Raw genomic sequence first — 20,070 nt, 5'->3', positions numbered from 1 at the left:
CCCGCGTTGCTTCACACCGACGTCATCCTGAACTTGTTTCAGGATCCATACGCCGGTTCAGCCGCACGGCCGCATGGATGCTGAAACAAGTTCAGGATGACCCGTGAGGGGAGTTACAGAACCTCCCCGCAGCCTTCGTAGCGCTTGCCGTCCAGTTCCATAGACACCGTATAGTCGAACGCCTTGCCGCTCATCGTGTCGGCGCAGGCCGTCTTCGCGATCGAGACGGCAAGCGCGTGCTCGCCCTCCGCCGCCGAGAAGCTGCCGTCGGTCAGCGGAAGGCGGGCGGGGGCCTTGAAGGTTGCGGTCTTCTCTCCGTAGTCGGCGGAAACCGCGATGGTGCCGCCTGTTTCCAGCGTGAAGGTCCAGCCCGGTTCCTGCCCGATGGCGCGGAAGCGTGTCGCCGTCTCGGCGGCCGGGATCGCGGGCAGGCCGCCGGGCTGATCCCATTCGCGCGGGCCGTTGACGCGCCAGACTTCCTTGCCCGCCGCATCGTAAAGCACCGTAAACGGCAGGCCCGGCGCACCGAGCGTGGTGGCGAGCGCACCTTCCTCGTCGAGCAGGATGGTCATGTGCTGAAGGTTCGTCTTGGCGAGGAAGGGCTTCACCTTGTCCCAGCCCTGCAGATCCTGGCTGATGCCGATCACCGCCATTTCGCCCGCCTTCGCCTTTGCGAGCCGATCGAGCGCGGGCATTTCCGCGACGCACGGCGCGCACCAGGTCGCCCACAGGTTCACCAGCACGGGCTTGCCCCGGAAATCCGCGAGCGTCACCTTGCTGCCGTCCTCGCGCGCGAAGGCCTGCGTGGGCGCGGGGGTTCCGGCCTGCGCGGTATCGACCGCGCCGGTCTCCGCTTTCTTCGCTGCCGGGGCCGCGCTTTCTTGCGGGGCGGGCGCGTCTGCTTTATCGGCCTCCTTGGCTTTGCCGCAGGCGGAAAGCGGCATGAGAACAAGGATCGCAAACATTACAGACCGCATTTCAAACTCCAATGACATGTGGGGCGGCCGCTTCGCGGAGGGGCCGTCGGCAGTCATGCGCGACATTAATGTTTCCATCGGCGTGGACAAGCGCCTGTGGCGCCAGGATATCGCAGGCAGCCGCGCGCACGCCGCGATGCTGGCCGCCGCGGGTATCCTGTCGGAGGGCGATGCCGCCGAAATCAGGCGCGGTCTCGATGCGATCGAAGCCGAATATGCGGCGGGCGGCCTGGTGGAAGACGCCGCGCTCGAAGACATTCACATGCACGTCGAGGCGCGGCTGAAGGAAATCATCGGCGAGCCTGCCGGGCGGCTGCACACGGCGCGCTCGCGCAACGATCAAGTGGCGACCGACTTCCGCCTGTGGGTGCGCGGCGCGGTCGACGCCATCGATGCGGGGCTTGCCGCGTTCCAGAGCGCGCTGCTGACCCGCGCGGAGCAGCATGCGGGCGACGTGATGCCCGGCTTCACGCATCTGCAGACCGCGCAGCCCGTGACGCTCGGCCATCACCTGATGGCGTATTTCGAAATGACGCGGCGCGATCGCGGCCGGTTTGCGGACGCACGGACGCGACTCAACGAATCGCCGCTCGGTGCTGCGGCGCTGGCCGGCACGTCGTTCCCGATCGATCGCCGGGCGAGCGCGACCGCGCTCGGCTTCGACCGGCCGATGGCGAACAGCCTCGATGCCGTGTCGGACCGGGATTTCGCGCTCGAATTCCTCTCGGCGGCGGCGATGGCGGGGCTGCATCTGTCGCGGCTCGCAGAAGAGATCATCATCTGGGCGAGCCAGCCCTACGGCTTCGTGAAGCTGCCCGACGCCTTCTCGACCGGCTCGTCGATCATGCCGCAGAAGCGCAACCCCGACGCTGCCGAACTGGTGCGCGCGAAGGCGGGGCTGTTTCTGGGCGCCTACCAGCGTCTCGCCATCATCATGAAAGGCCTGCCGCTCGCCTATTCGAAGGACATGCAGGACGACAAGGCGCCCGTGTTCGAAGCGTTCGACACGCTCGCGCTGTGTCTCGCCGCGATGACCGGGATGGTCGAGACGATCAGCTTCGATACCGCGCGGATGCGTGCGGCGGCGGGCACGGGCTTCTCGACCGCGACCGACCTTGCCGACTGGCTGGTGCGCGAGGGTGGCGTGCCATTCCGCGAGGCGCATCACATCACCGGGCGCTGCGTCGCGGCGGCGGAAGCGGCGGGCTGCGACCTTTCCGCACTGCCGCTGGAGACGCTGCGCGGCATCGACGCGCGGATCGACGATCGCGTCTTCGGCGTGCTGACGGTGGAAGCCTCGGTCGCCAGCCGCACCAGCTTCGGGGGCACATCGCCCGCGAACGTGCGCGCGGCGGTCGCTGCGGCGCGGGGGGCGGGGCAATGAAGGCTGCGCTCCCGCTTCTGCTTCTGCTTGCCGCGTGCGGCGTGAAGGGGCCGCTCGCGTGGCCCGAAGGCGGCCCGCCGCCGCCTCCGCCGGGCGTCAAGGAACCGCTCACCCCCGAGCAGATGCTCGAAACGCCGACGCAGGCCGCACCCGAGCGCGTCGACGACCCCGTTCGCCGCTCCGAAGAGCGCCGCGACGACGAATTCGATCTGCCGCCGGGGCTCTGATGGACCATTTTCAGCACAGGAACGGCCGCCTCATGGCCGAGGATGTCGATATCGCCGTGCTCGCGGACGCCGTCGGCACGCCGTTTTACTGCTACTCGTCGGCAACGATCGAGCGGCATTTCACCGTGTTCCGCGATGCGGTCGCAGGGGCAGGCAACGCCCCGCCGCTCGTCGCGTATGCCGTGAAGGCGAACTCCAACCAGGCGGTGATCGCCACGCTCGCGCGGATCGGCGCGGGGGCGGATGTCGTTTCGCTCGGCGAGATGAAGCGCGCGCTTGCCGCGGGCGTTCCGGCCGCGCGCATCGTCTTCTCGGGCGTCGGCAAGACCGCCGAGGAGATGGAAGCCGCCATTCACGCGGGCGTCTTTCAGATCAACCTGGAATCGCTGCCCGAGGCGGAAATGCTCTCGGCCGTCGCCGCGCGCATGGGCCGCACCGTGGCGGTCGCGTTCCGCGTGAACCCCGATGTCGATGCGGGCACGCACGCCAAGATCTCGACCGGCAAGGCCGAAAACAAGTTCGGCATCCCCATCGATACCGCGCTGGAGGCGTTCGCGCTCGCCTCCGCGCTGCCGGGCATCGATCCGGTCGGCGTCGCGCTCCACATCGGCAGCCAGCTTACCGACCTCGCGCCGCTGGAGCAGGCCTTCACCCGCCTCGGCGCGCTGATCGCGGAGCTGCGCGCGGCGGGCTTCACGGTGAGCCGCGCCGATCTCGGCGGCGGGCTTGGCGTGCCGTACGCGGCGCATGCGCCCGGACCGCCGCTGCCCGAAGCCTACGGCGCGATGGTCGCGCGCGTCACTGCGGGATGGGACGTGCGGCTCACCTTCGAGCCCGGACGTCTCATCGTCGGCAACGCGGGCGTGCTCGTCTCGCGCGTCATCCGCGTGAAAAGCGGTGCGACGACGGACTTCGTCATCATCGACGCGGCGATGAACGATCTGCTGCGTCCCAGCCTCTACGATGCCTGGCACGATATCGATGCGGTGGAAGCGAAGCCCGGTCGGATGACCGCCACGGTCGTCGGCCCGGTGTGCGAAACCGGCGACACATTTGCGGAAGGGCGAGACATTCCGGCGGTGGAGGCCGGCGATCTGGTCGTATTCCGCACTGCGGGCGCCTATGGTGCGGCAATGGCTTCGACATACAACTCCCGCCTGCTGACGCCCGAGGTGATGGTGAAGGACGACGCGTGGGCGCTGGTGCGGCCGCGCGGCACGATCGAGGATCTGATCGCGCAGGACCGCGTGCCGGACTGGGCGCGGTAGCGCCGCGATGAACGCCCCCGCGCCGCAGCAAGCCTTCCTTGCCGCGATGCGTGCGCCGCTGGCCCTTGCCGGTATCGCGCTTGCGATCGAGCGCGCCTTGCCGCGCGAGCTTGGCCTGCTGCTGACGCTGTGGCTGCTGTGGATCGCGGCGGCGCTGCTCGGGCTCGCGCAGGCGCTGCCGGGCACGCTGCGCGTCGCGCTGCTCGCGCTGCTGATCGTGGGAAGCGCCGCGCTTGTCGTCCGCGCGGCGTGGCGCATCGGCATTCCGGCATTGCCCGCGCGGCGCGCGCGGCTGGAACGCGGCGGCGGGCTCAGCCGGGGCGCGCTCTCGCTTGTGATCGATGCGCCCGTCAGCGACCCGGATGCCTTCGGCGCGGCGCTCTGGGGCCGGGCGCTTGCCGATGCGCGCAAGCTGCGTCCGCGCGTGGGCGCGCTTGAATGGCAGCCTGCACCCGAAACCCGCTACGGCCTGTGGCCTTTGATCGGCACGGCGCTGTTCCTGGGCCTGCTGATCGCGAAGACAGACGCGCCCGCGCGGCTTTCTGCGGCCTTTTCGCCGTGGCCCACGACGCTGGAGGGTGTCCGTATCGCGGTCACGCTCGAGCCGCCCGCCTATGTCGGCACGCCGCCGCGCCGCATCGACCTGAAAGGCGGCTCCGCAGCCGCGCTCGACGGGCTTGCCGCGAGCCGCGTTTCGATCCGCGTCGAAGGTCTCGAAGGCTGGCACGTCACCGGACCCGGGGTGGAAGCGGCGGCGAGCGGCGGGCGGGTATCCTTCCCGCTGGAGCGCGCGGGCGAATACCGCGTGCAGCAGGGCGCGCGCCGCATCGCCGCGCTCGATCTTTCGCTTGCCGCCGATCTCAGGCCCGCGATCCATTTCAGCGGCGAACCCGCCGTCACGCCGACGGGCGCGCTTCGCCTGGGTTACCGCCTGCGCGACGATCACGGCGTTTCGGCGCTGTCGCTGCGGCTGCGGCGCGGCAAGGAGACGCGCGACGTCGATCTGGAAATGCGTGTCCCGCCCGGTCGCGGCAGCGTCTTTGCCGATCTCACCCCGCATGTCTTTGCCGGATCGCCCGTGGAGCTGATGCTGGTGGCGACGGACGGCGCGGGGCAGGAGGGCGTTTCGCCGCCCATCCGCATCACGTTGCCGCAGCGCCGCTTCGCCAACCAGTTTGCGCAGGCGATCGTTGCGGTTCGCGCCGATCTGCTTGCGGGCGCGAAGCGAAGCGCGACGGCGCGGCGTCTCGCCGCGCTCGCCGCCGATCATCCGGCCTTTGAAGGTGATCTCGGTGTGTTCGCCGGGCTGCGCGCCGCGACGTGGCGGCTGGTGCATGATCGGCGCAAGGATGCCCGCGAAAGCATCGCGGGGCTGCTCTGGGATATCGCCACCGATCTTGAAGACGGCGGCGCGACGCAGGCGATGGACGCGATGCGCCGCGCGATGGAGGATCTGGCGCGCGGTATCGGCACCGAAAACGATCAGTCGCTCGCTGCGATGGCCGATCAGCTGGAAGCGGCGATGAACGATTATCTCAGCCGGCAGATCATGGCGGCGCTTGCCGAAGGCGGCGCGCCGCCGCCGCCGTCCGCCGGTGGTGCGGGGGCTTCGGTTGATCTGGGCTTCCTCGACCAGATGTTCTCGGACCTGCGCGACCGGCTCGCGGCAGGCGACAAGGCGGGCGCGGCCGAAGCGCTCGCCAATCTGCGGCAGCTGATGGAAACGATCCGCTTCGGAAGCGCGGCGCCCGATTCCGAAGCGCAGGCCCGCGCCGCAGCGGCGGCGGAGGCCGCCGAGGCGCTCCGCGCGATCGAGGCGCGGCAGGGCGCGCTTCGCGATGCGACGATTGCCGACATGATCGAATCCTCGTTCGGAAGCGACAGCGGCCTGCGCGAGAATGCGCCGCCGCAGCGCGCGCTTGGCGCGGATACGCAGGCGCTCGTCAAGCAGTTCGGCGCTGCGGGAATGCCCGCGCCGCAGCCGCTGGGCGCCGCCGGAAAGGCGATGGGCGAGGCGGCAGGCGCGCTGGGCGCCGGAGACGCGGGCGGGGCGATACGCGCGCAGACGCGGGCGCTCGATCTGCTGCGGCAGGCCGCGAACGCGGCGGAGGCGGCGGCGCAGCAGATGGCGCAGGCGGCGGGTGCGGGCGCGATGCAGCCGGGTGCGGCGGGCTCCGGCCTCGATCCGCTCGGGCGGCCCGGCACCGGGTTCGGGCAGGGCGCGGTCAAACTGCCGGATCAGGCGGACGTGCGGCGCATTCAGCAAATCCGAAAGATTCTTGAAGACCGTGCAAGCGACCCCTCGCGTTCCGAGGAGGAACGGGGCTATTACCTAAGGCTTCTCAAGCGGTTCTAGAATGGGAGCAGGGATGCGCAAGGTTCGGACAGCGGTTTTCCCCGTAGGCGGTCTCGGCACGCGGTTTCTCCCCGCGACCAAGGCGATGCCCAAGGAGATGCTGCCCGTCGTCGACCGGCCGCTCATCCAATATGCCGTCGACGAGGCCGTTGCCGCGGGGATCGAGCAGATGATCTTCGTCACCGGGCGCGGCAAGAACGCGATCGAGGACCATTTCGACCGGCATTTCGAACTTGAAGCGACGCTCGGCGAGCGCGGCAAGGAGGAAACGCTGGCGCAGCTCGACGGCACGCGCTTTGCCGCCGGCACCATCGCCTACGTTCGCCAGCGCGAACCGCTCGGGCTCGGGCACGCCGTCTGGTGCGCGCGGCACCTTATCGGCGACAATCCGTTTGCCGTGCTGCTGCCCGATGAACTGCTCTGGAATCCGGCGCAGCCCTGCCTGAAAGCCATGATAGAGGCGCACGCCGAGGTCGGCGGCAACCTGATCGGCGTGCTCGATGTGCCGCGCGAACACACGCACCGCTACGGCATCGTGTCCCCCGGCGCGCAGCGCGGCCCGCTTACCGAAGTGCTCGGGCTCGTGGAGAAGCCGCAACCCGAGGATGCGCCCTCAACGATGGCCGCGATCGGCCGCTACATCCTCGAACCCGCCGTGATGGACAAGCTGGAGGCGCGCAAGCGCGGCGCGGGCGACGAGATTCAGCTCACCGATGCGATGGCCGAACTGATCGGCGGTTCGCCTTTCCATGCGCTTCCCTTCAACGGCACGCGCTACGATTGCGGCGACAAGGCCGGATACGTGACCGCGAACATCGCGCTCGCGCTCGAACGCGAAGACATCGGACCGGAGGTGAGAGCGTGGATCGACGCGAACCTGCGTTGACGCCGCCGCCGGGTCTTGCGCCGCCCCCTCTGGGGCGCTTCGCGCTCGAGGTGAAGGCCGTTCCCGAACTTTGCCGGTTCGTCATGAAAGGGCGGACACAGGGGCTGCCCAAGGGCGACGGCCATCCCGTGATCGTGTTTCCGGGGTTCCTTGCCGGGGATGCGTTCACCTGGCCGCTGCGCCGCCGCCTCGGCGGGCTCGGCTATTGGAACGCGGGGTGGCGTTTCGGCACGAATCTGGGCCTGAAGCCGGGCCTGCTCGCGCAGATGGTGCATTATGTGAAATCGGTGCACGCGGGGCAGAAACGCAAGGTCAGCCTGCTGGGCTGGAGCCTCGGCGGTCTCTATGCGCGCGAAATCGCGAAACGCATTCCCGACCGCGTGCGCCTGGTGGTGACGATGGGCACGCCCGCCGCGCACGATCTGCATGCCAACAATGCCTGGCGGCTCTATGAGCGGCTGAACGATCATACGGTGGATGCGCCGCCGATCGATACCAATCTTCTGGAACTGCCCCCCGTGCCGCTCACCGCGATCCTGACGCCGTTCGACGGCATCGTCGCGCCGGGCAGCGCCGACATCGGCAACGGCGAGACATGGGAAACGCTGAAGGTGGGCGGCACGCATATCGGGCTTGCGTGGAACGCCGATGTGCTTCGCATCATCGCCGATCGGCTGGCACAGCCCGATGGCGGCTGGGCGCACTACCGTTAATACCCTCGCCCGCTTGCGGGAGAGGGAAGGGCCCGCCGCGAAGCGGTGGGAGGGTGAGGGAAAGGCCTTCACCAACTGCGCGTAGGCCTGCGGCCAACGCTTCGTATCCTCGCCCGCCTGCGGGAGAGGAGAGCTGGCTCAGTTGGCGGCGGCGGCCTGCATCGCCTCGTAGCGGGCGACCAGTTTCTCGGCGACGATGCGTTCGCCTTCCGTCTTGGCGAGGCGTCCATCCTCACGCGCGGCGGCGAGCATCTTCGAAACCTCGTCGGCCTTGATGTCCGCGATCGGAACCGCGTTTTCGGCGAGGATGGTGAGGCCCTTGTCGTTCACCTCGGCGAAGCCGCCGTCGATGAAGATGCGCGTCGCCGGGCCGTTTGCGGTTTCATAAACGTCGATCGCGCCGGGGCGGATGGTCGACATGAACGGCGCATGCCCGGCAAGCACGCCGAAGTCGCCTTCCGTGCCCGGCACTACGACCATGTGGACGTCGCCCGAACGCAGAAGCCGCTCCGGGCTCACCAGTTCGAAGTGGAGGTCTGCCATGTCAGGCCGCTTCCGCCGCCATCTTCTTGGCCTTCTCGACCGCTTCCTCGATACCGCCGACCATGTAGAAGGCCGATTCCGGCAGGTGGTCGTATTCGCCGTCGACGACAGCCTTGAACGACTTCACCGTGTCCTCGATCGCCACGAACTTGCCGGGGATGCCGGTGAAGACTTCGGCGACGTGGAACGGCTGTGACAGGAACTTCTGGATCTTGCGGGCGCGGCTGACGGTGAGCTTGTCCTCTTCGGAAAGCTCGTCCATGCCCAGAATGGCGATGATGTCCTGCAGCGACTTGTACTTCTGCAGGATTTCCTGAACGCGGCGGGCCGTCTCGTAATGCTCCTGGCCGACGACGCGCGGTTCGAGCACGCGCGAGGTGGAGTCGAGCGGATCGACCGCCGGGTAGATGCCCAGCTCCGAAATCGCGCGGCTGAGCACGGTCGTCGCGTCGAGGTGGGCGAAGGACGTTGCCGGCGCCGGATCGGTAAGATCGTCGGCGGGCACGTAGATCGCCTGCACCGAGGTGATCGAGCCCTTGTTCGTGGAGGTGATGCGCTCCTGAAGCTGGCCCATGTCCGTCGACAGCGTCGGCTGATAGCCCACCGCCGAAGGAATGCGGCCGAGCAGCGCCGACACTTCCGAGCCCGCCTGCGTGAAGCGGAAGATGTTGTCGACGAAGAACAGCACGTCCTGGCCTTCGACGTCGCGGAAATATTCGGCAATCGTCAGGCCCGACAGCGCGACGCGCGCGCGCGCGCCCGGCGGCTCGTTCATCTGGCCGAACACGAGCGCGACCTTGGAGCCTTCCGGCGTCGGGTTGCCGTCGGCGTCCTTGGCGATGACGCCCGCGTCGAGGAACTCGTGATAAAGGTCGTTGCCCTCGCGGGTGCGCTCGCCGACGCCCGCGAACACCGATGTGCCGCCGTGGCCCTTGGCGATGTTGTTGATCAGCTCCTGGATGAGCACGGTCTTGCCAACGCCCGCGCCGCCGAACAGGCCGATCTTGCCGCCCTTCGAGTAAGGCGCGAGCAGATCGATGACCTTGATGCCGGTGACGAGGATGCTGCTGTCGGTCGACTGGTCGACGAACAGCGGAGCGTCGGCGTGAATGGGCGCGGTGAGATCGGTGTTCACCGGGCCGCGCTCGTCGATCGGCTCGCCGATGACGTTGAGAATGCGGCCGAGCGTCTGCGGGCCGACGGGGACGCGGATCTGCGAGCCGGTGTCGCTGACTTGCTGGCCGCGCGTCAGGCCTTCCGTGGCGTCCATGGCGATGGTGCGCACGGTGTTCTCGCCGAGGTGCTGCGCAACCTCGAGCACGAGGCGCTTGCCCTGGTTCGTCGTTTCGAGCGCCGAAAGGATCGCGGGCAGCGCGCCGTCGAACTGCACGTCGACGACGGCGCCGATGACCTGCGCGATGCGGCCGGTGTTGTTGGTCGTCTTGGCCATGGGTGTCTTCCTTGCCTTCGTATCTGACTAGAGCGCTTCGGCGCCCGAAATAATCTCGACGAGTTCGGTGGTGATCGCTGCCTGGCGCTGCCGGTTGTACTGGATCGACAGGCGGTTGATCATGTCGCCGGCATTGCGCGTGGCGTTGTCCATCGCGGTCATGCGGCTGCCCTGCTCCGATGCGGCGTTTTCCAGCAGCGCGCGGAACAGCTGCACCGAAAGGTTGCGCGGCAGAAGGTCGGCGAGGATGGCTTCCTCGTCCGGCTCGTACTCGACCGCGGCCGAAGCCCCTGCCGCCGCTTCGCCGCTGCCGGTGGAGACCGGAACGGGAAGGATCTGCTGCTCGGTCGGCTCCTGCACCAGCGCCGACTGGAACCGGGCGTAGTACATGTAGGCGATATCGAACTCGCCCGCCTCATAGCGCGCGGCGATGTCTTCGGCGATCGGCGCGGCGTTTTCGAAGCCGATCTGCTTGACGCCCGCGAACTCGGTGGAGGCGATGATCGTGCCGGGGAACAGACGGCGGATGACCGCGCCGCCCTTTTTGCCGACCAGATAGAACTTCACCGTCTTGCCCGCCGCGACCAGCGCCTGCGCGCGCACGCGCGCCGCCTTCACGATGTTCGCGTTGAACGCGCCGGCGAGGCCGCGATCCGATGTGCAGACGACGAGGAGATAGGTCTCCTCCTTGCCCGAACCCGTCAGCATCTTCGAGGTCTGCGGGCCCGGCGTGATGCTTGCGCCCAGCGAGGCGACGACCGCTTCGATCCGGCTCGCGTAGGGGCGACCCGCCTCGGCGGCTTCCTGCGCGCGCCGAAGTTTGGCGGCGGCCACCATCTTCATCGCCTTCGTGATCTTCTGGGTCGATTTGACCGAGGCGATCCGCAGCTTGAGAGATTTGAGGGTTGCCATCTAGGTGTCGGCCTTATGCGAAGGTCCGCACGAATTCCTTGAGGATTTCGTGCAGCTTGGCCGTGGTTTCGTCGGAAAGCGCGCCTGTCTCGCGAATGCTGCGCAGGATCTCGCCGTTGTTGGCGCGCAGGTCCGAAAGGAATGCGCTCTCGAAGCGGGTCACGGCGTTTGCCGGGATGCCGTCGAGGTAGCCGTTCACGCCCGCGAAGATCGATGCGACCTGCTCTTCCACCGGCATCGGCGAGAACTGCGGCTGCTTCAGAAGCTCGGTAAGGCGCGCGCCGCGGTTCAGCAGCCGCTGCGTGGAGGGGTCGAGGTCCGAGCCGAACTGCGCGAACGCCGCCATTTCGCGGTACTGCGCCAGCTCCAGCTTGATCGAGCCCGCGACCTTCTTCATCGCCTTGGTCTGCGCGGCGGAGCCGACGCGGCTGACCGAAAGGCCGACGTTGATGGCCGGGCGGATACCGGCGTTGAACAGGTCGGTTTCAAGGAAGATCTGGCCGTCGGTGATCGAGATCACGTTGGTCGGGATGTACGCGGAAACGTCGCCCGCCTGCGTCTCGATGATCGGCAGCGCGGTCAGCGAGCCGTTGCCGTTCGCTTCGTTGAGCTTCGCGGCGCGCTCCAGCAGGCGCGAGTGGAGATAGAACACGTCGCCCGGATAGGCTTCGCGGCCCGGCGGGCGGCGCAGCAGCAGCGACATCTGGCGGTAGGCGACGGCCTGCTTGGAAAGGTCGTCGTACACGATCACGGCGTGCATGCCGTTGTCGCGGAAATATTCGCCCATCGCGCAGCCCGTGTAGGGCGCGAGGAACTGCAGCGGCGCCGGCTCGGAGGCGGTGGCGGCCACGACGATGGAATATTGCATCGCGCCGTTCTCTTCGAGTGCGCGCACGATCTGCGCCACGGTCGAACGCTTCTGACCGATGGCGACGTAGATGCAGTAGAGCTTCTTGGACTCGTCAGTGCCGGTGTTGGCGCCCTTCTGGTTGATGAAGGTGTCGAGCGCCACGGCGGTCTTGCCGGTCTGGCGATCGCCGATGATGAGTTCGCGCTGGCCGCGGCCGACGGGAACCAGCGCGTCGAGCGCCTTGAGGCCGGTCTGCACCGGCTCGTGAACCGATTTGCGCGGGATGATGCCCGGCGCCTTCACCTCGACGAGGCGGCGCTCGGTCGATTCGATCGGACCCTTGCCGTCGATCGGGTTGCCGAGCGCATCGACGACGCGGCCCAGAAGGCCCCTGCCGACCGGCACGTCGACGATGTCGCCGGTGCGCTTGACGGTGTCGCCTTCCTTGATGGTCGAATCCGATCCGAAGATCACGACGCCGACGTTGTCGACTTCCAGGTTCAGCGCCATGCCCATGATGCCGCCGGGAAACTCGACCATTTCGCCCGCCTGGACGTTGTCGAGCCCGTGGACGCGCGCGATGCCGTCACCCACCGACAGCACCTGGCCGACTTCAGAGACCTGCGCTTCGGTGCCGAAGTTCGCGATCTGATCCTTGATGATGGCCGAAATCTCGGCGGCGCGGATATCCATCTTGCCTTAGCCTTTCATCGCCTGCGCCATCGCGCCAAGCTTGGTACGGATTGAACTGTCGATCATGCGGCTGCCGATCTGCACGACGAGACCGCCGAGGATGGCGGGATCGACGCTCACGTCGAGCGCCACGTCGCGACCGAGACCGGATTTCAGCTTTGCCTTGAGCGCATCCTGCTGCTTCGCGGTCAGCGCCTGTGCCGCCGTCACCTGCGCGGTCACTTCGCCGCGGTAGGCGGCGGCAAGGCCGTTATAATCGCGGATGATTGCGGAAAGCGCGCCGAGACGGCGGTTTTCGGCAAGCACGCCGAGGAATTTCGTGGTGAGCGGATCGAGCTTCAGCGCCTTTGCGACTTCGGCCACGGCCTTCGCTGCATCGCTGCGTGCGATGCGCGGCGATGCCGTCAGCCCGCGAAAATCTTCCGATTCGGAAAGCGCCGCGCGAACCGAGGCAAGGCTCGCCTCGACAGCCTCGATCGCTTTCCCGTCACGGGCCAGATCGAACAATGCGGTGGCGTAACGCCCCGAAAGTCCGTGTGCCCTGCTCCCTGTATTGCCTGTATCCACGCGTCCTCTTGGGTCTCGTTCGGTGTAAGCCCGGATGTCGAATTGCCTGCGCATAACCGAAGGGCGCGCGAATGCACCCCCTTCACGACCGGCGGGGGCCGACTAGCACGCACCCCTCCATGTTGCAAGGCAACAAGAGGCGGAAAACACGGGCCGACGGGCACGCGACGAAATGCCCCCGATGCGCGCCGAAAAAGCGCGATGCCGCGCGATTGTTCATCGGGTTGCGCGTAAGGATGCGTGTGTCTTCCGCTGGAGATGTGTTGCTGTGCGCTTCGCCCGATTCGCCTCGCCCCGATTGATCCTGCCGCTGGCCGCGCCGCTGCTTCCGGCCTGCATCGCGCGCACGGCGGTCGATATCGTCACGCTTCCCGTGAAGGCGGTCGGCGCGGGTGTCGATGCCGTGACCACCAGCCAGTCGGAAGCCGACGAAAAGCGCGGGCGCGAAATCAGGAAGCAGGAAGAACGGATCGGCAAGGCGCGCCGCAAGTGCGACGCTGCCCGCAAACGCGGCGAATACGACGAGAAATGGTGCCCGATCGCAGCAGAGCGGGTGCAATACTAAGGTTGTGCTACCCCCAAATGGCCTTGAGCCGCCGGTCCTGCCCGCAGCCCGAACGATAGGCGCCATAGTGCCGCGCGTTCCGCTTGGCGAAGTCCTGATGGTAAGCCTCCGCCGGGTAGAACGTGGCGGCGCCCCGAATGTCGGTCGCGACGCGCTTGCCGAACCGCTTGCCGATTCGCGCCTTGTCGCCTTCCGCCAGCGTGCGCTGGTCGGCGTTTGCGGCGAAAACGGCGGTCTGATAGGCCGCGCCCTTGTCGCAGAACTGGCCTGCCGGATCGAACGGATCGATGTTGTGCCAGAAGGCGTCGAGCAGCTTTGCGTAGCTCGTCCTGCGCGGATCGTAGACGACGCGCACGGCCTCCAGGTGGCCGGTGCCGCCCCGCGTGACCTGCCTGTAAGTGGGGTTCTTCACATGCCCGCCCGCGAAGCCGGAAACCGCGGTTATCACGCCGGGCTGCTTTTCCATCGCGGCTTCGGCCGACCAGAAGCAGCCCATCGCGAAAATCGCCTCCGCGCGCCGCGGGCTTTCCGCAGGCGCGAATCCGGCGGCGACGATCAGCGCCAGCGCGGCGGCGCGTTTCATTCCGGGCTTTCGGGCTCGAACGCCAGCGACACGCCATTGATGCAGTGGCGCTTGCCGGTGGGCAGGGGGCCGTCGTCGAACACATGGCCCAGGTGCCCGCCGCAGTTGCCGCACAGCAGCTCGGTGCGGGTCATGCCGTGGCTATGGTCGGGACGCTCGATGATCTCGCCGTTCGCGCGCGTGAAGCTCGGCCAGCCGCAGCCGCTGTCGAACTTGTCGGCGGAACGGTAAAGCACCGCGCCGCAGCCCGCGCAGACGAACGCGCCCTCGCGCTTCTCTCCGTTCAGCGGGCTGGACCACGGCCGCTCGGTTCCGGCCTCGCGCAGGACGCGATATTGTTCGGATGTCAGGCGCGCCTTCCATTCGGTCTCGGTCAGTGACGTGTCCATGGTCTTCCTGTCATGCGCTCCCGGCGGGGACGAAATCGAGCGCGTCGCCGTTGATGCAGTGCCGTTTGCCGGTGGGCGGCGGGCCGTCGTTGAAGACGTGTCCCAGATGCCCGCCGCAGCGGCGGCAGTGAACTTCCGTGCGCACCATCCCGAGGGTGACGTCGCGCGCCGTGCCCACGGCGTCCTTCAGCGGGCGTGTGAAGCTCGGCCAGCCGGTGCCGCTGTCGTACTTGTCGGCGGAGCGGTAAAGCGGCAGCGCGCAGCCCGCGCAGGCGAACACGCCTTTGCGCTTTTCCTTCAGCAGCGGACTCGTGCCCGGCCGCTCGGTGCCCGATTCGCGAAGGATGTAATATTGCCTGCCCGTCAGGCGGCGCTTCCATTCCGCGTCGCTGTAGCGGATTTCGAAGGTTCCGGCCGGCGGTTCGCCCCGGGCGAACGCCCAGCGCGCGGCAAGCCCCGCGCCCAGCAGGCCCGCGCCGAATCCCAAAAGTTCGCGGCGTCGCATGCGCTCAATATAGCGCGCTTCACACGAAGCTGTAGGGGTCTATATCGACCGTTACGCGCACGTTTCTATTCACCTCTACGCGCGTGAGCCAGTCCGCGATCAGCCCCTGCACGTCCGCCCGCCGCGCCGCGTGGACCAGCAGCCGGTGCCGGAAGCGTCCGCGCAGCAGCGACAGCGGGGCGGGCGCGGGGCCAAGGATGGTGAGGCCGTCGATGCCCGTGGGCGCGGCGCGGCCGATCGCGCGCGCTGTCGCCGCCACCTGCGCCTCGTCCGGCCCGGAAACGATGATCGCGGCCAGCCGCCCGAACGGCGGCATCGCGGCGGCGCGGCGCGCTTTGGTCTCGGCGGCATAGAAACCCGGCGCGTCCCCGGCGACGAGCGCGGCGAGCACGGGCGCTTCGGGCTGGTGCGTCTGGATATAGACGTGCCCCGGCTTTTCGCCGCGCCCCGCGCGCCCCGCCACCTGGCTGATCTGCTGGAAACTGCGCTCGCCCGCGCGAAGATCGCCGCCCTTCAGCGCAAGGTCCGCGTCGACGACGCCCACGAGCGTCAGTTCGGGGAAGTGGTAGCCCTTGGTGATGAGCTGCGTGCCGATGAAGATGTCGATCTCGCGGGCGAGCGCGCTGTCGACCAATGCCTTCGCCTGCGCGGGGGAGTGGATCGTGTCCGAGGTGACAAGCGCGACGTTCGCGTCCGGGAACAGCGCGGAGACCTCTTCGGCGATACGCTCCACGCCCGGCCCGCAGGCGACGAGGCTGTGTTCCTCGCCGCACTCGGGGCAGGCGTCGGGCACTGCCTCCACCAGCCCGCAGTGGTGGCATTGCAGCCGCTTCACCAGCCGGTGTTCCACCATCCACGCCGTGCAGTTCGGGCACTCGATGCGCGTGCCGCAGTGGCGGCACAGCGTCAGCGGCGCATAGCCGCGCCGGTTGAGGAACAGCAGCGATTGTTCGCCGCGCGCCAGCGTCGTCTTCATCGCCTCGACGAGCGGCGGCGCCAGCCAGCGGCCTGCCTCGGGCTGGGTGACGCGAAGGTCGATCGCCTCGATGCCGGGCATCTGCGCGCCGCCGTAGCGGCTGGGCAGTTCAAGGTGGCGGTAGCGGCCGCGCGTCACCTGTGCCAGCGTCTCGATCGCGGGCGTCGCGGTGGCGAGCACGATGGGGATCGCCTCGATCTGCGCGCGCATCACCGCGACATCGCGCGCATGATAGGGCACGCCGTCTTCCTGCTTGAAGCTCGTCTCGTGCGCCTCGTCCACCACGATCAGCCGCAGGTCCGGGTAGGGCAGGAACAGCGCGGAGCGCGCCCCCACCACCACCTTCGCCGCGCCGCTCGCCGCCGCCCGCCACGCGGTGCGGCGCTCGGAGGCACGCAGGTCGCTGTGCCACTGCACCGGCTTGCAGCCGAAGCGCGCTTCGAAGCGGCGCAGGAACGGCTCGGTCAGCGCGATCTCGGGCAGCAGCACGAGCGCCTGTCCGCCCTCCTCCAGCGCGGCGGCGACCGCTTCCAGATAGGTCTCGGTCTTGCCGGAGCCCGTCACGCCGTCGAGCAGGAACGGCGCGAAGTCGTGCGCGTGGACGGCCTCGACCAGCGCCGCTGCCGCCGCCGCCTGTTCCGGCTCCAGCGTTGGCGGGTCGAACGCGGGGTCGGGCAGCGGCGGCGTACGGTCCACCGACACAGTCACCGGCTCGATCGCGCCCGCCGAGATCAGCCCGCGAATCACCGCGTCCGACACGCCCGACCATTCGGCAAGTTCGCGCACCAGCCCCTGCGCGTGCCCGAGCGTGGAAAGCGCCGCCTCGCGCTTCTCGGTCATCCGTTCGGGAAGCTGGCCCGAAACGCGGTATTCGGTGACGGTGCGCGCGCCGTCGAGCGCGGCGGGGACCGACAGCACCATGCGCAGCACGGCGGCGGGCGGCACCAGATAATAGGCCGCCACCCACTCGACGAGCCGCCGCACGCTCGCGGGGATCGGCGGCACCGGCGCGGGGCCCAGGATCGCCCGCAGCTTGGCGTCGGCAACCTCGCCCGCCGGCAGGCTCTCCGCCTCCCACACCACGCCGTGCAGCTCGCGCGGCCCCAGCGGCACGCGCACCACGCTGCCCACCGGCACGCCTTCGGCGGGCGCGCGGTAGTCGAGCGGGCCGAGCGCGGCGTTGCGGGTGAGAACGCGCAGACGGGAAGCGGGACGGGGGGCAGGCATCGCGCTCTTATGTAAGCGCGCGCCCGCGAAGGCAAAGCCGCGCTATGGACGCCAAGCGATTCGTATCGCTAAGGGCTGTTGAAACGCTCCAGCTCCGAAAGCCCCCGCCATGAAATTCTTCGTCGATACCGCCGATACCAGGGAAATCGCAGACCTCGCCGCCACGGGCCTTCTCGACGGCGTAACGACGAACCCGTCGCTGATCCACAAGTCCGGGCGTGGCTTCGTCGAGGTCGTGACCGAAATCTGCAAGATCGTCGAAGGCCCGGTTTCCGCCGAAGTCGTCGCGCTCGATCACGAAACGATGATGAAGGAGGCCGAGGTTCTCCGGAAGGTCGCGGACAACATCGCGATCAAGGTGCCGCTCACCATCGACGGCCTCAAGACCTGCAAGGCGCTGACGCGCGACGGCACGATGGTCAACGTCACGCTCTGCTTCTCGGCGAATCAGGCGCTGCTCGCGGCGAAGGCGGGGGCGACCTTTATTTCGCCGTTCGTCGGCCGTCACGACGACAACGGCGCCGACGGCATGCAGCTCATCAGCGACATTCGCCTCATCTACGACAACTATGATTATGCGACCGAGATCCTCGTCGCCAGCGTCCGTCACCCCATCCACGTGCTCGAATCGGCGAAGATCGGCGCGGACGTGATGACGGCCCCCCCGGCGGTGATCCGCGCGCTGTTCAATCACGTGCTCACCGAAAAAGGCATCGCCGGCTTCCTCGCCGACTGGGAAAAGACCGGCCAGTCCATCCTCTAACCGAAGCCCCTCCTCTTCAGGGGAGGGGTTGGGGTGGGGCGGTCCCCCCCGGCGCAGCGTTTGAGGATAGACCCCTCCCCTGAAGTGGCGAGGAGGAAAGGGCTCCCCCGCCGCTCAGCTTCTCTTAACCATGTCCGCGATAGGGTTGTGGCCATGGCTGTTCTCGATTTCCAGTCCGAAGCGCTCGTTCGCCTGCGCACCCGTGTCGCCGCGCTCGGCGAGGCGAACAGCGATCTGCTCGCCTATGCGCGCGGTCATGCCGGTGCCGTGCAGCAGATTCACGCCGCCGCGCTCGCCGCGCTCGATGCAAGCAGCTTCGAACATCTCATCCATGTGGTCACGCAGGATTGGGTGGATATCCTGCGCGTCGATGCGATCGGAATGGGCCTCACCACCAGCGGGCAGGGCATCAGGGCGAGCGCCAGCGGCGTGCAGTTCATCGATCCCGAGCAGGTCGAGCTGTGGTGCCATCTGCTTCCCGTGGGGCAGGCGCGCAGCGTCAAGCACGGCGCGCCCGTGTTCGGCCCCGCCGCCGATCTCATCCGCTCCGAGGCTTTGATCGCGCTGCGCCCCACGCCGCCCGCGCCCACCGGCATCATTGCGCTGGGTTCGCGCGCGCCTCACAATTTCGGCGACTATCACGGCAGCGAGCTTCTCGCCTTCCTCGGCGACGTGGTTTCGCGCATGATCGCGCGGTGGATGCAGATCGAGCCCTAGACCCGCGTGCGCTGAACCAGCCCGCGCACGCCCGCGTCGCGGAATGGCTCGGCCACCTCGAAGCTGCCGAGCGCCGCTCCGCGCACACGCTCCGCGCCTATCAGACGAGCCTGAACGGCTTCGTCCATTTCCTGGGCGGGCACCTCGGTGGCCCTGTCGACGATGCCGCGCTTGCCGCGCTCAGCCTCGCCGACCTCCGCGCCTATCTCGCGCACCGCCGCGCCGAAGGGCTGGCGAACGCCTCGGTCGCGCGCGAGGTGGCGTCGCTCAGGAGCTTCTTTCGCTGGGCGCGAAAGCATCGCGGCATCGATTGCAAGGCGATCGCGGGGCTGGCCTCGCCGCGCCTGAAAAAGCGCGTGCCGCGCCCGCTCGCGCCGGCTGACGCCGCCGGTGTCGCCGATCTCGCCGGAGATGCGGCGCGCGAGCCGTGGATCGGCGCGCGCGATACGGCGGTGCTGCTGCTGCTCTACGGCTCGGGCCTGCGCATCGCCGAGGCGCTGTCGCTCACCGGCGACGTGCTGCCGATCGGCGCGGCGATCACCGTGACGGGCAAGCGCGGAAAAACACGCGTCGTGCCCGTGCTGCCCAGGGTGCGCGAGGCGATCGAAGCCTATCTCGAACTGGCGCCGTTCAGCCCCGCGCCGGGCACGCCGCTGTTCCGGGGCGCGAAGGGCAGCGCGCTGTCGCCGGGCATGATCCGCGCTGCGATGCGCGCCGTGCGCGCCGCGCTCGGCCTGCCGCCGTCCGCAACCCCGCACGCGCTGCGCCACAGTTTCGCGACGCATCTGCTTGCGCGGGGCGCGGATCTGCGCGCGATTCAGGAACTGCTCGGCCACGCCAGCCTGTCATCCACGCAGGTCTATACGGAGGTCGACGCGGCGCGCCTGCTCGATGTTTACCGGCACGCGCATCCGCGCGCTTAGGCGTGCGGCTTCCAGGTGATGACGCGCCACACATAGCCCGCCAGGCACACCACGATCACGGCAGTGCCGACCGGCCCGACATAGGCTTCGATCTCGGCATAATCCTGCCCGAGCTTATAGCCCGTGACCGCGAGCAGCGTCGTCCATCCCGCGGTGCCGATGGTCGAATAGATCACAAAGCGCCGGAAGTTCATTTCCATGAAGCCTGCGGGCACGGAGACGAGCGAGCGCAGCGTCGGCAACATGCGCCCGAACAGCACGAAGGCCGCGCCGTGCTGGTCGAACCATTTGTGCGCCTTCTCGATGTCGCCGATGCTGACGGTCAGCCAGCGGCCGAAGCGCCGGACGATGGGATCGAAGCGGTGGATGCCTATCTGCTTGGCGAGCAGATACCAGAAGATGTTGCCGAACATCGCGCCCGTCGTTCCCGCGATGATCGCGCCGACCAGGCTGAACGCCCCCTTCGCGGCTTCCAGCCCTGCGAACGACATGATGATTTCGCTCGGGATCGGCGGAAACACCGTCTCGAGAAACATCAGGAAGGCGATGCCGAGATAGCCGGTCTCGGCGATCAGCTGTTGTACCCATTCACCCAT

Annotated in this window: 21 protein-coding genes; 10 read left to right on the top strand and 11 right to left on the bottom strand. The window is 68.2% G+C overall.

Going from position 1 to position 20,070, the window contains the following annotated elements; all coding sequences use genetic code 11:
- Positions 1-113: 113 nt before the first annotated feature.
- Positions 114-977 carry a redoxin family protein gene (locus GGQ98_RS06710; RefSeq protein ID WP_243451739.1) on the bottom strand — a complete coding sequence of 288 codons (864 nt, stop codon included), beginning with the start codon at positions 975-977 and terminating at the stop codon, positions 114-116.
- Positions 978-993: 16 nt separating this feature from the next.
- Here GGQ98_RS06710 and argH point away from each other — a divergent pair, with 16 nt between their 5' ends.
- From argH to GGQ98_RS06680, 6 genes are read left to right on the top strand one after another with little or no spacing between them, the layout of a single operon-like run.
- Positions 994-2,361, top strand: coding sequence for an argininosuccinate lyase (gene argH, locus GGQ98_RS06705; protein ID WP_184067042.1), 1,368 nt, complete (start codon positions 994-996; stop codon positions 2,359-2,361).
- Positions 2,358-2,588: a lipoprotein gene (locus GGQ98_RS06700; RefSeq protein ID WP_184066949.1), complete on the top strand. Its 231-nt coding sequence runs from the start codon at positions 2,358-2,360 to the stop codon at positions 2,586-2,588. The genes argH and GGQ98_RS06700 overlap by 4 nt, the downstream gene beginning before the upstream one ends.
- Positions 2,588-3,856, top strand: a complete 1,269-nt coding sequence (gene lysA / locus GGQ98_RS06695) for a diaminopimelate decarboxylase (protein ID WP_184066946.1) — start codon at positions 2,588-2,590, stop codon at positions 3,854-3,856. The genes GGQ98_RS06700 and lysA overlap by 1 nt, the downstream gene beginning before the upstream one ends.
- Positions 3,857-3,863: 7 nt before the next feature.
- Complete coding sequence (locus tag GGQ98_RS06690; protein WP_184066943.1) at positions 3,864-6,212, top strand: DUF4175 family protein; 2,349 nt, start codon at positions 3,864-3,866, stop codon at positions 6,210-6,212.
- Between the two features lie 13 nt (positions 6,213-6,225).
- Positions 6,226-7,098: a UTP--glucose-1-phosphate uridylyltransferase GalU gene (galU, locus tag GGQ98_RS06685; RefSeq protein ID WP_184066940.1), complete on the top strand. Its 873-nt coding sequence runs from the start codon at positions 6,226-6,228 to the stop codon at positions 7,096-7,098.
- Positions 7,074-7,811 carry an esterase/lipase family protein gene (locus GGQ98_RS06680; RefSeq protein ID WP_184066937.1) on the top strand — a complete coding sequence of 246 codons (738 nt, stop codon included), beginning with the start codon at positions 7,074-7,076 and terminating at the stop codon, positions 7,809-7,811. Before galU ends, GGQ98_RS06680 begins: the two co-directional genes overlap by 25 nt.
- Before the next feature lie 138 nt (positions 7,812-7,949).
- Here the strand turns inward: GGQ98_RS06680 and GGQ98_RS06675 are convergent, their stop codons facing one another.
- From GGQ98_RS06675 to GGQ98_RS06655, 5 genes are read right to left on the bottom strand one after another with little or no spacing between them, the layout of a single operon-like run.
- Complete coding sequence (locus GGQ98_RS06675; RefSeq protein ID WP_184066934.1) at positions 7,950-8,354, bottom strand: F0F1 ATP synthase subunit epsilon; 405 nt, start codon at positions 8,352-8,354, stop codon at positions 7,950-7,952.
- Position 8,355: 1 nt separating this feature from the next.
- Entirely contained in the window at positions 8,356-9,804 is a 1,449-nt protein-coding gene (gene atpD, locus GGQ98_RS06670; RefSeq protein WP_184066931.1) for a F0F1 ATP synthase subunit beta, read from the bottom strand.
- Between the two features lie 27 nt (positions 9,805-9,831).
- Entirely contained in the window at positions 9,832-10,716 is an 885-nt protein-coding gene (locus GGQ98_RS06665; RefSeq protein WP_184066928.1) for a F0F1 ATP synthase subunit gamma, read from the bottom strand.
- Positions 10,717-10,729: 13 nt separating this feature from the next.
- A complete protein-coding gene (gene atpA / locus GGQ98_RS06660) occupies positions 10,730-12,259 on the bottom strand; it encodes a F0F1 ATP synthase subunit alpha (RefSeq protein ID WP_184066925.1) in 1,530 nt (509 codons plus the stop codon).
- Positions 12,260-12,265: 6 nt separating this feature from the next.
- Entirely contained in the window at positions 12,266-12,826 is a 561-nt protein-coding gene (locus GGQ98_RS06655) for a F0F1 ATP synthase subunit delta (RefSeq protein WP_341534153.1), read from the bottom strand.
- Positions 12,827-13,094: 268 nt separating this feature from the next.
- On the opposite strand from GGQ98_RS06655, the gene GGQ98_RS06650 reads away from it, so the two are divergent.
- Positions 13,095-13,391 carry a hypothetical protein gene (locus tag GGQ98_RS06650; RefSeq protein WP_341534152.1) on the top strand — a complete coding sequence of 99 codons (297 nt, stop codon included), beginning with the start codon at positions 13,095-13,097 and terminating at the stop codon, positions 13,389-13,391.
- Positions 13,392-13,398: 7 nt separating this feature from the next.
- On the opposite strand, the gene msrA is transcribed toward GGQ98_RS06650, so the two are convergent.
- Genes msrA through GGQ98_RS06630 form a run of 4 tightly spaced genes read right to left on the bottom strand, consistent with a single transcriptional unit; the run spans position 13,399 to position 17,071 of the window.
- The gene (gene msrA, locus GGQ98_RS06645; protein ID WP_184066919.1) at positions 13,399-13,974 is read right to left on the bottom strand and encodes a peptide-methionine (S)-S-oxide reductase MsrA; all 576 of its coding nucleotides are present in this window, start codon (positions 13,972-13,974) and stop codon (positions 13,399-13,401) included.
- Complete coding sequence (msrB, locus tag GGQ98_RS06640) at positions 13,971-14,363, bottom strand: peptide-methionine (R)-S-oxide reductase MsrB (RefSeq protein WP_184066916.1); 393 nt, start codon at positions 14,361-14,363, stop codon at positions 13,971-13,973. Before msrB (GGQ98_RS06640) ends, msrA begins: the two co-directional genes overlap by 4 nt.
- Before the next feature lie 10 nt (positions 14,364-14,373).
- Positions 14,374-14,868: a peptide-methionine (R)-S-oxide reductase MsrB gene (gene msrB / locus GGQ98_RS06635; RefSeq protein ID WP_184066913.1), complete on the bottom strand. Its 495-nt coding sequence runs from the start codon at positions 14,866-14,868 to the stop codon at positions 14,374-14,376.
- Positions 14,869-14,887: 19 nt separating this feature from the next.
- Positions 14,888-17,071: a primosomal protein N' gene (locus tag GGQ98_RS06630; protein WP_184066910.1), complete on the bottom strand. Its 2,184-nt coding sequence runs from the start codon at positions 17,069-17,071 to the stop codon at positions 14,888-14,890.
- Positions 17,072-17,180: 109 nt separating this feature from the next.
- On the opposite strand from GGQ98_RS06630, the gene fsa reads away from it, so the two are divergent.
- From fsa to GGQ98_RS06615, 3 genes are all read left to right on the top strand, one after another.
- Positions 17,181-17,834, top strand: coding sequence for a fructose-6-phosphate aldolase (gene fsa, locus GGQ98_RS06625; protein ID WP_184066907.1), 654 nt, complete (start codon positions 17,181-17,183; stop codon positions 17,832-17,834).
- Between the two features lie 153 nt (positions 17,835-17,987).
- The gene (locus tag GGQ98_RS06620) at positions 17,988-18,551 is read left to right on the top strand and encodes a DUF484 family protein (RefSeq protein WP_184066904.1); all 564 of its coding nucleotides are present in this window, start codon (positions 17,988-17,990) and stop codon (positions 18,549-18,551) included.
- Complete coding sequence (locus GGQ98_RS06615) at positions 18,530-19,474, top strand: tyrosine recombinase XerC (protein ID WP_424141351.1); 945 nt, start codon at positions 18,530-18,532, stop codon at positions 19,472-19,474. Before GGQ98_RS06620 ends, GGQ98_RS06615 begins: the two co-directional genes overlap by 22 nt.
- On the opposite strand, the gene GGQ98_RS06610 is transcribed toward GGQ98_RS06615, so the two are convergent.
- Complete coding sequence (locus tag GGQ98_RS06610; RefSeq protein WP_184066901.1) at positions 19,471-20,070, bottom strand: DedA family protein; 600 nt, start codon at positions 20,068-20,070, stop codon at positions 19,471-19,473. The genes GGQ98_RS06615 and GGQ98_RS06610 overlap by 4 nt on opposite strands.

This window comes from Sphingosinicella soli (genome assembly GCF_014199685.1).
In the GTDB taxonomy this organism is placed as follows: Bacteria; Pseudomonadota; Alphaproteobacteria; order Sphingomonadales; family Sphingomonadaceae; genus Sphingosinicella; species Sphingosinicella soli.
Note: the sequence above shows the minus strand (reverse complement) of the source record. Positions and strands in the feature narration are given on the sequence as shown.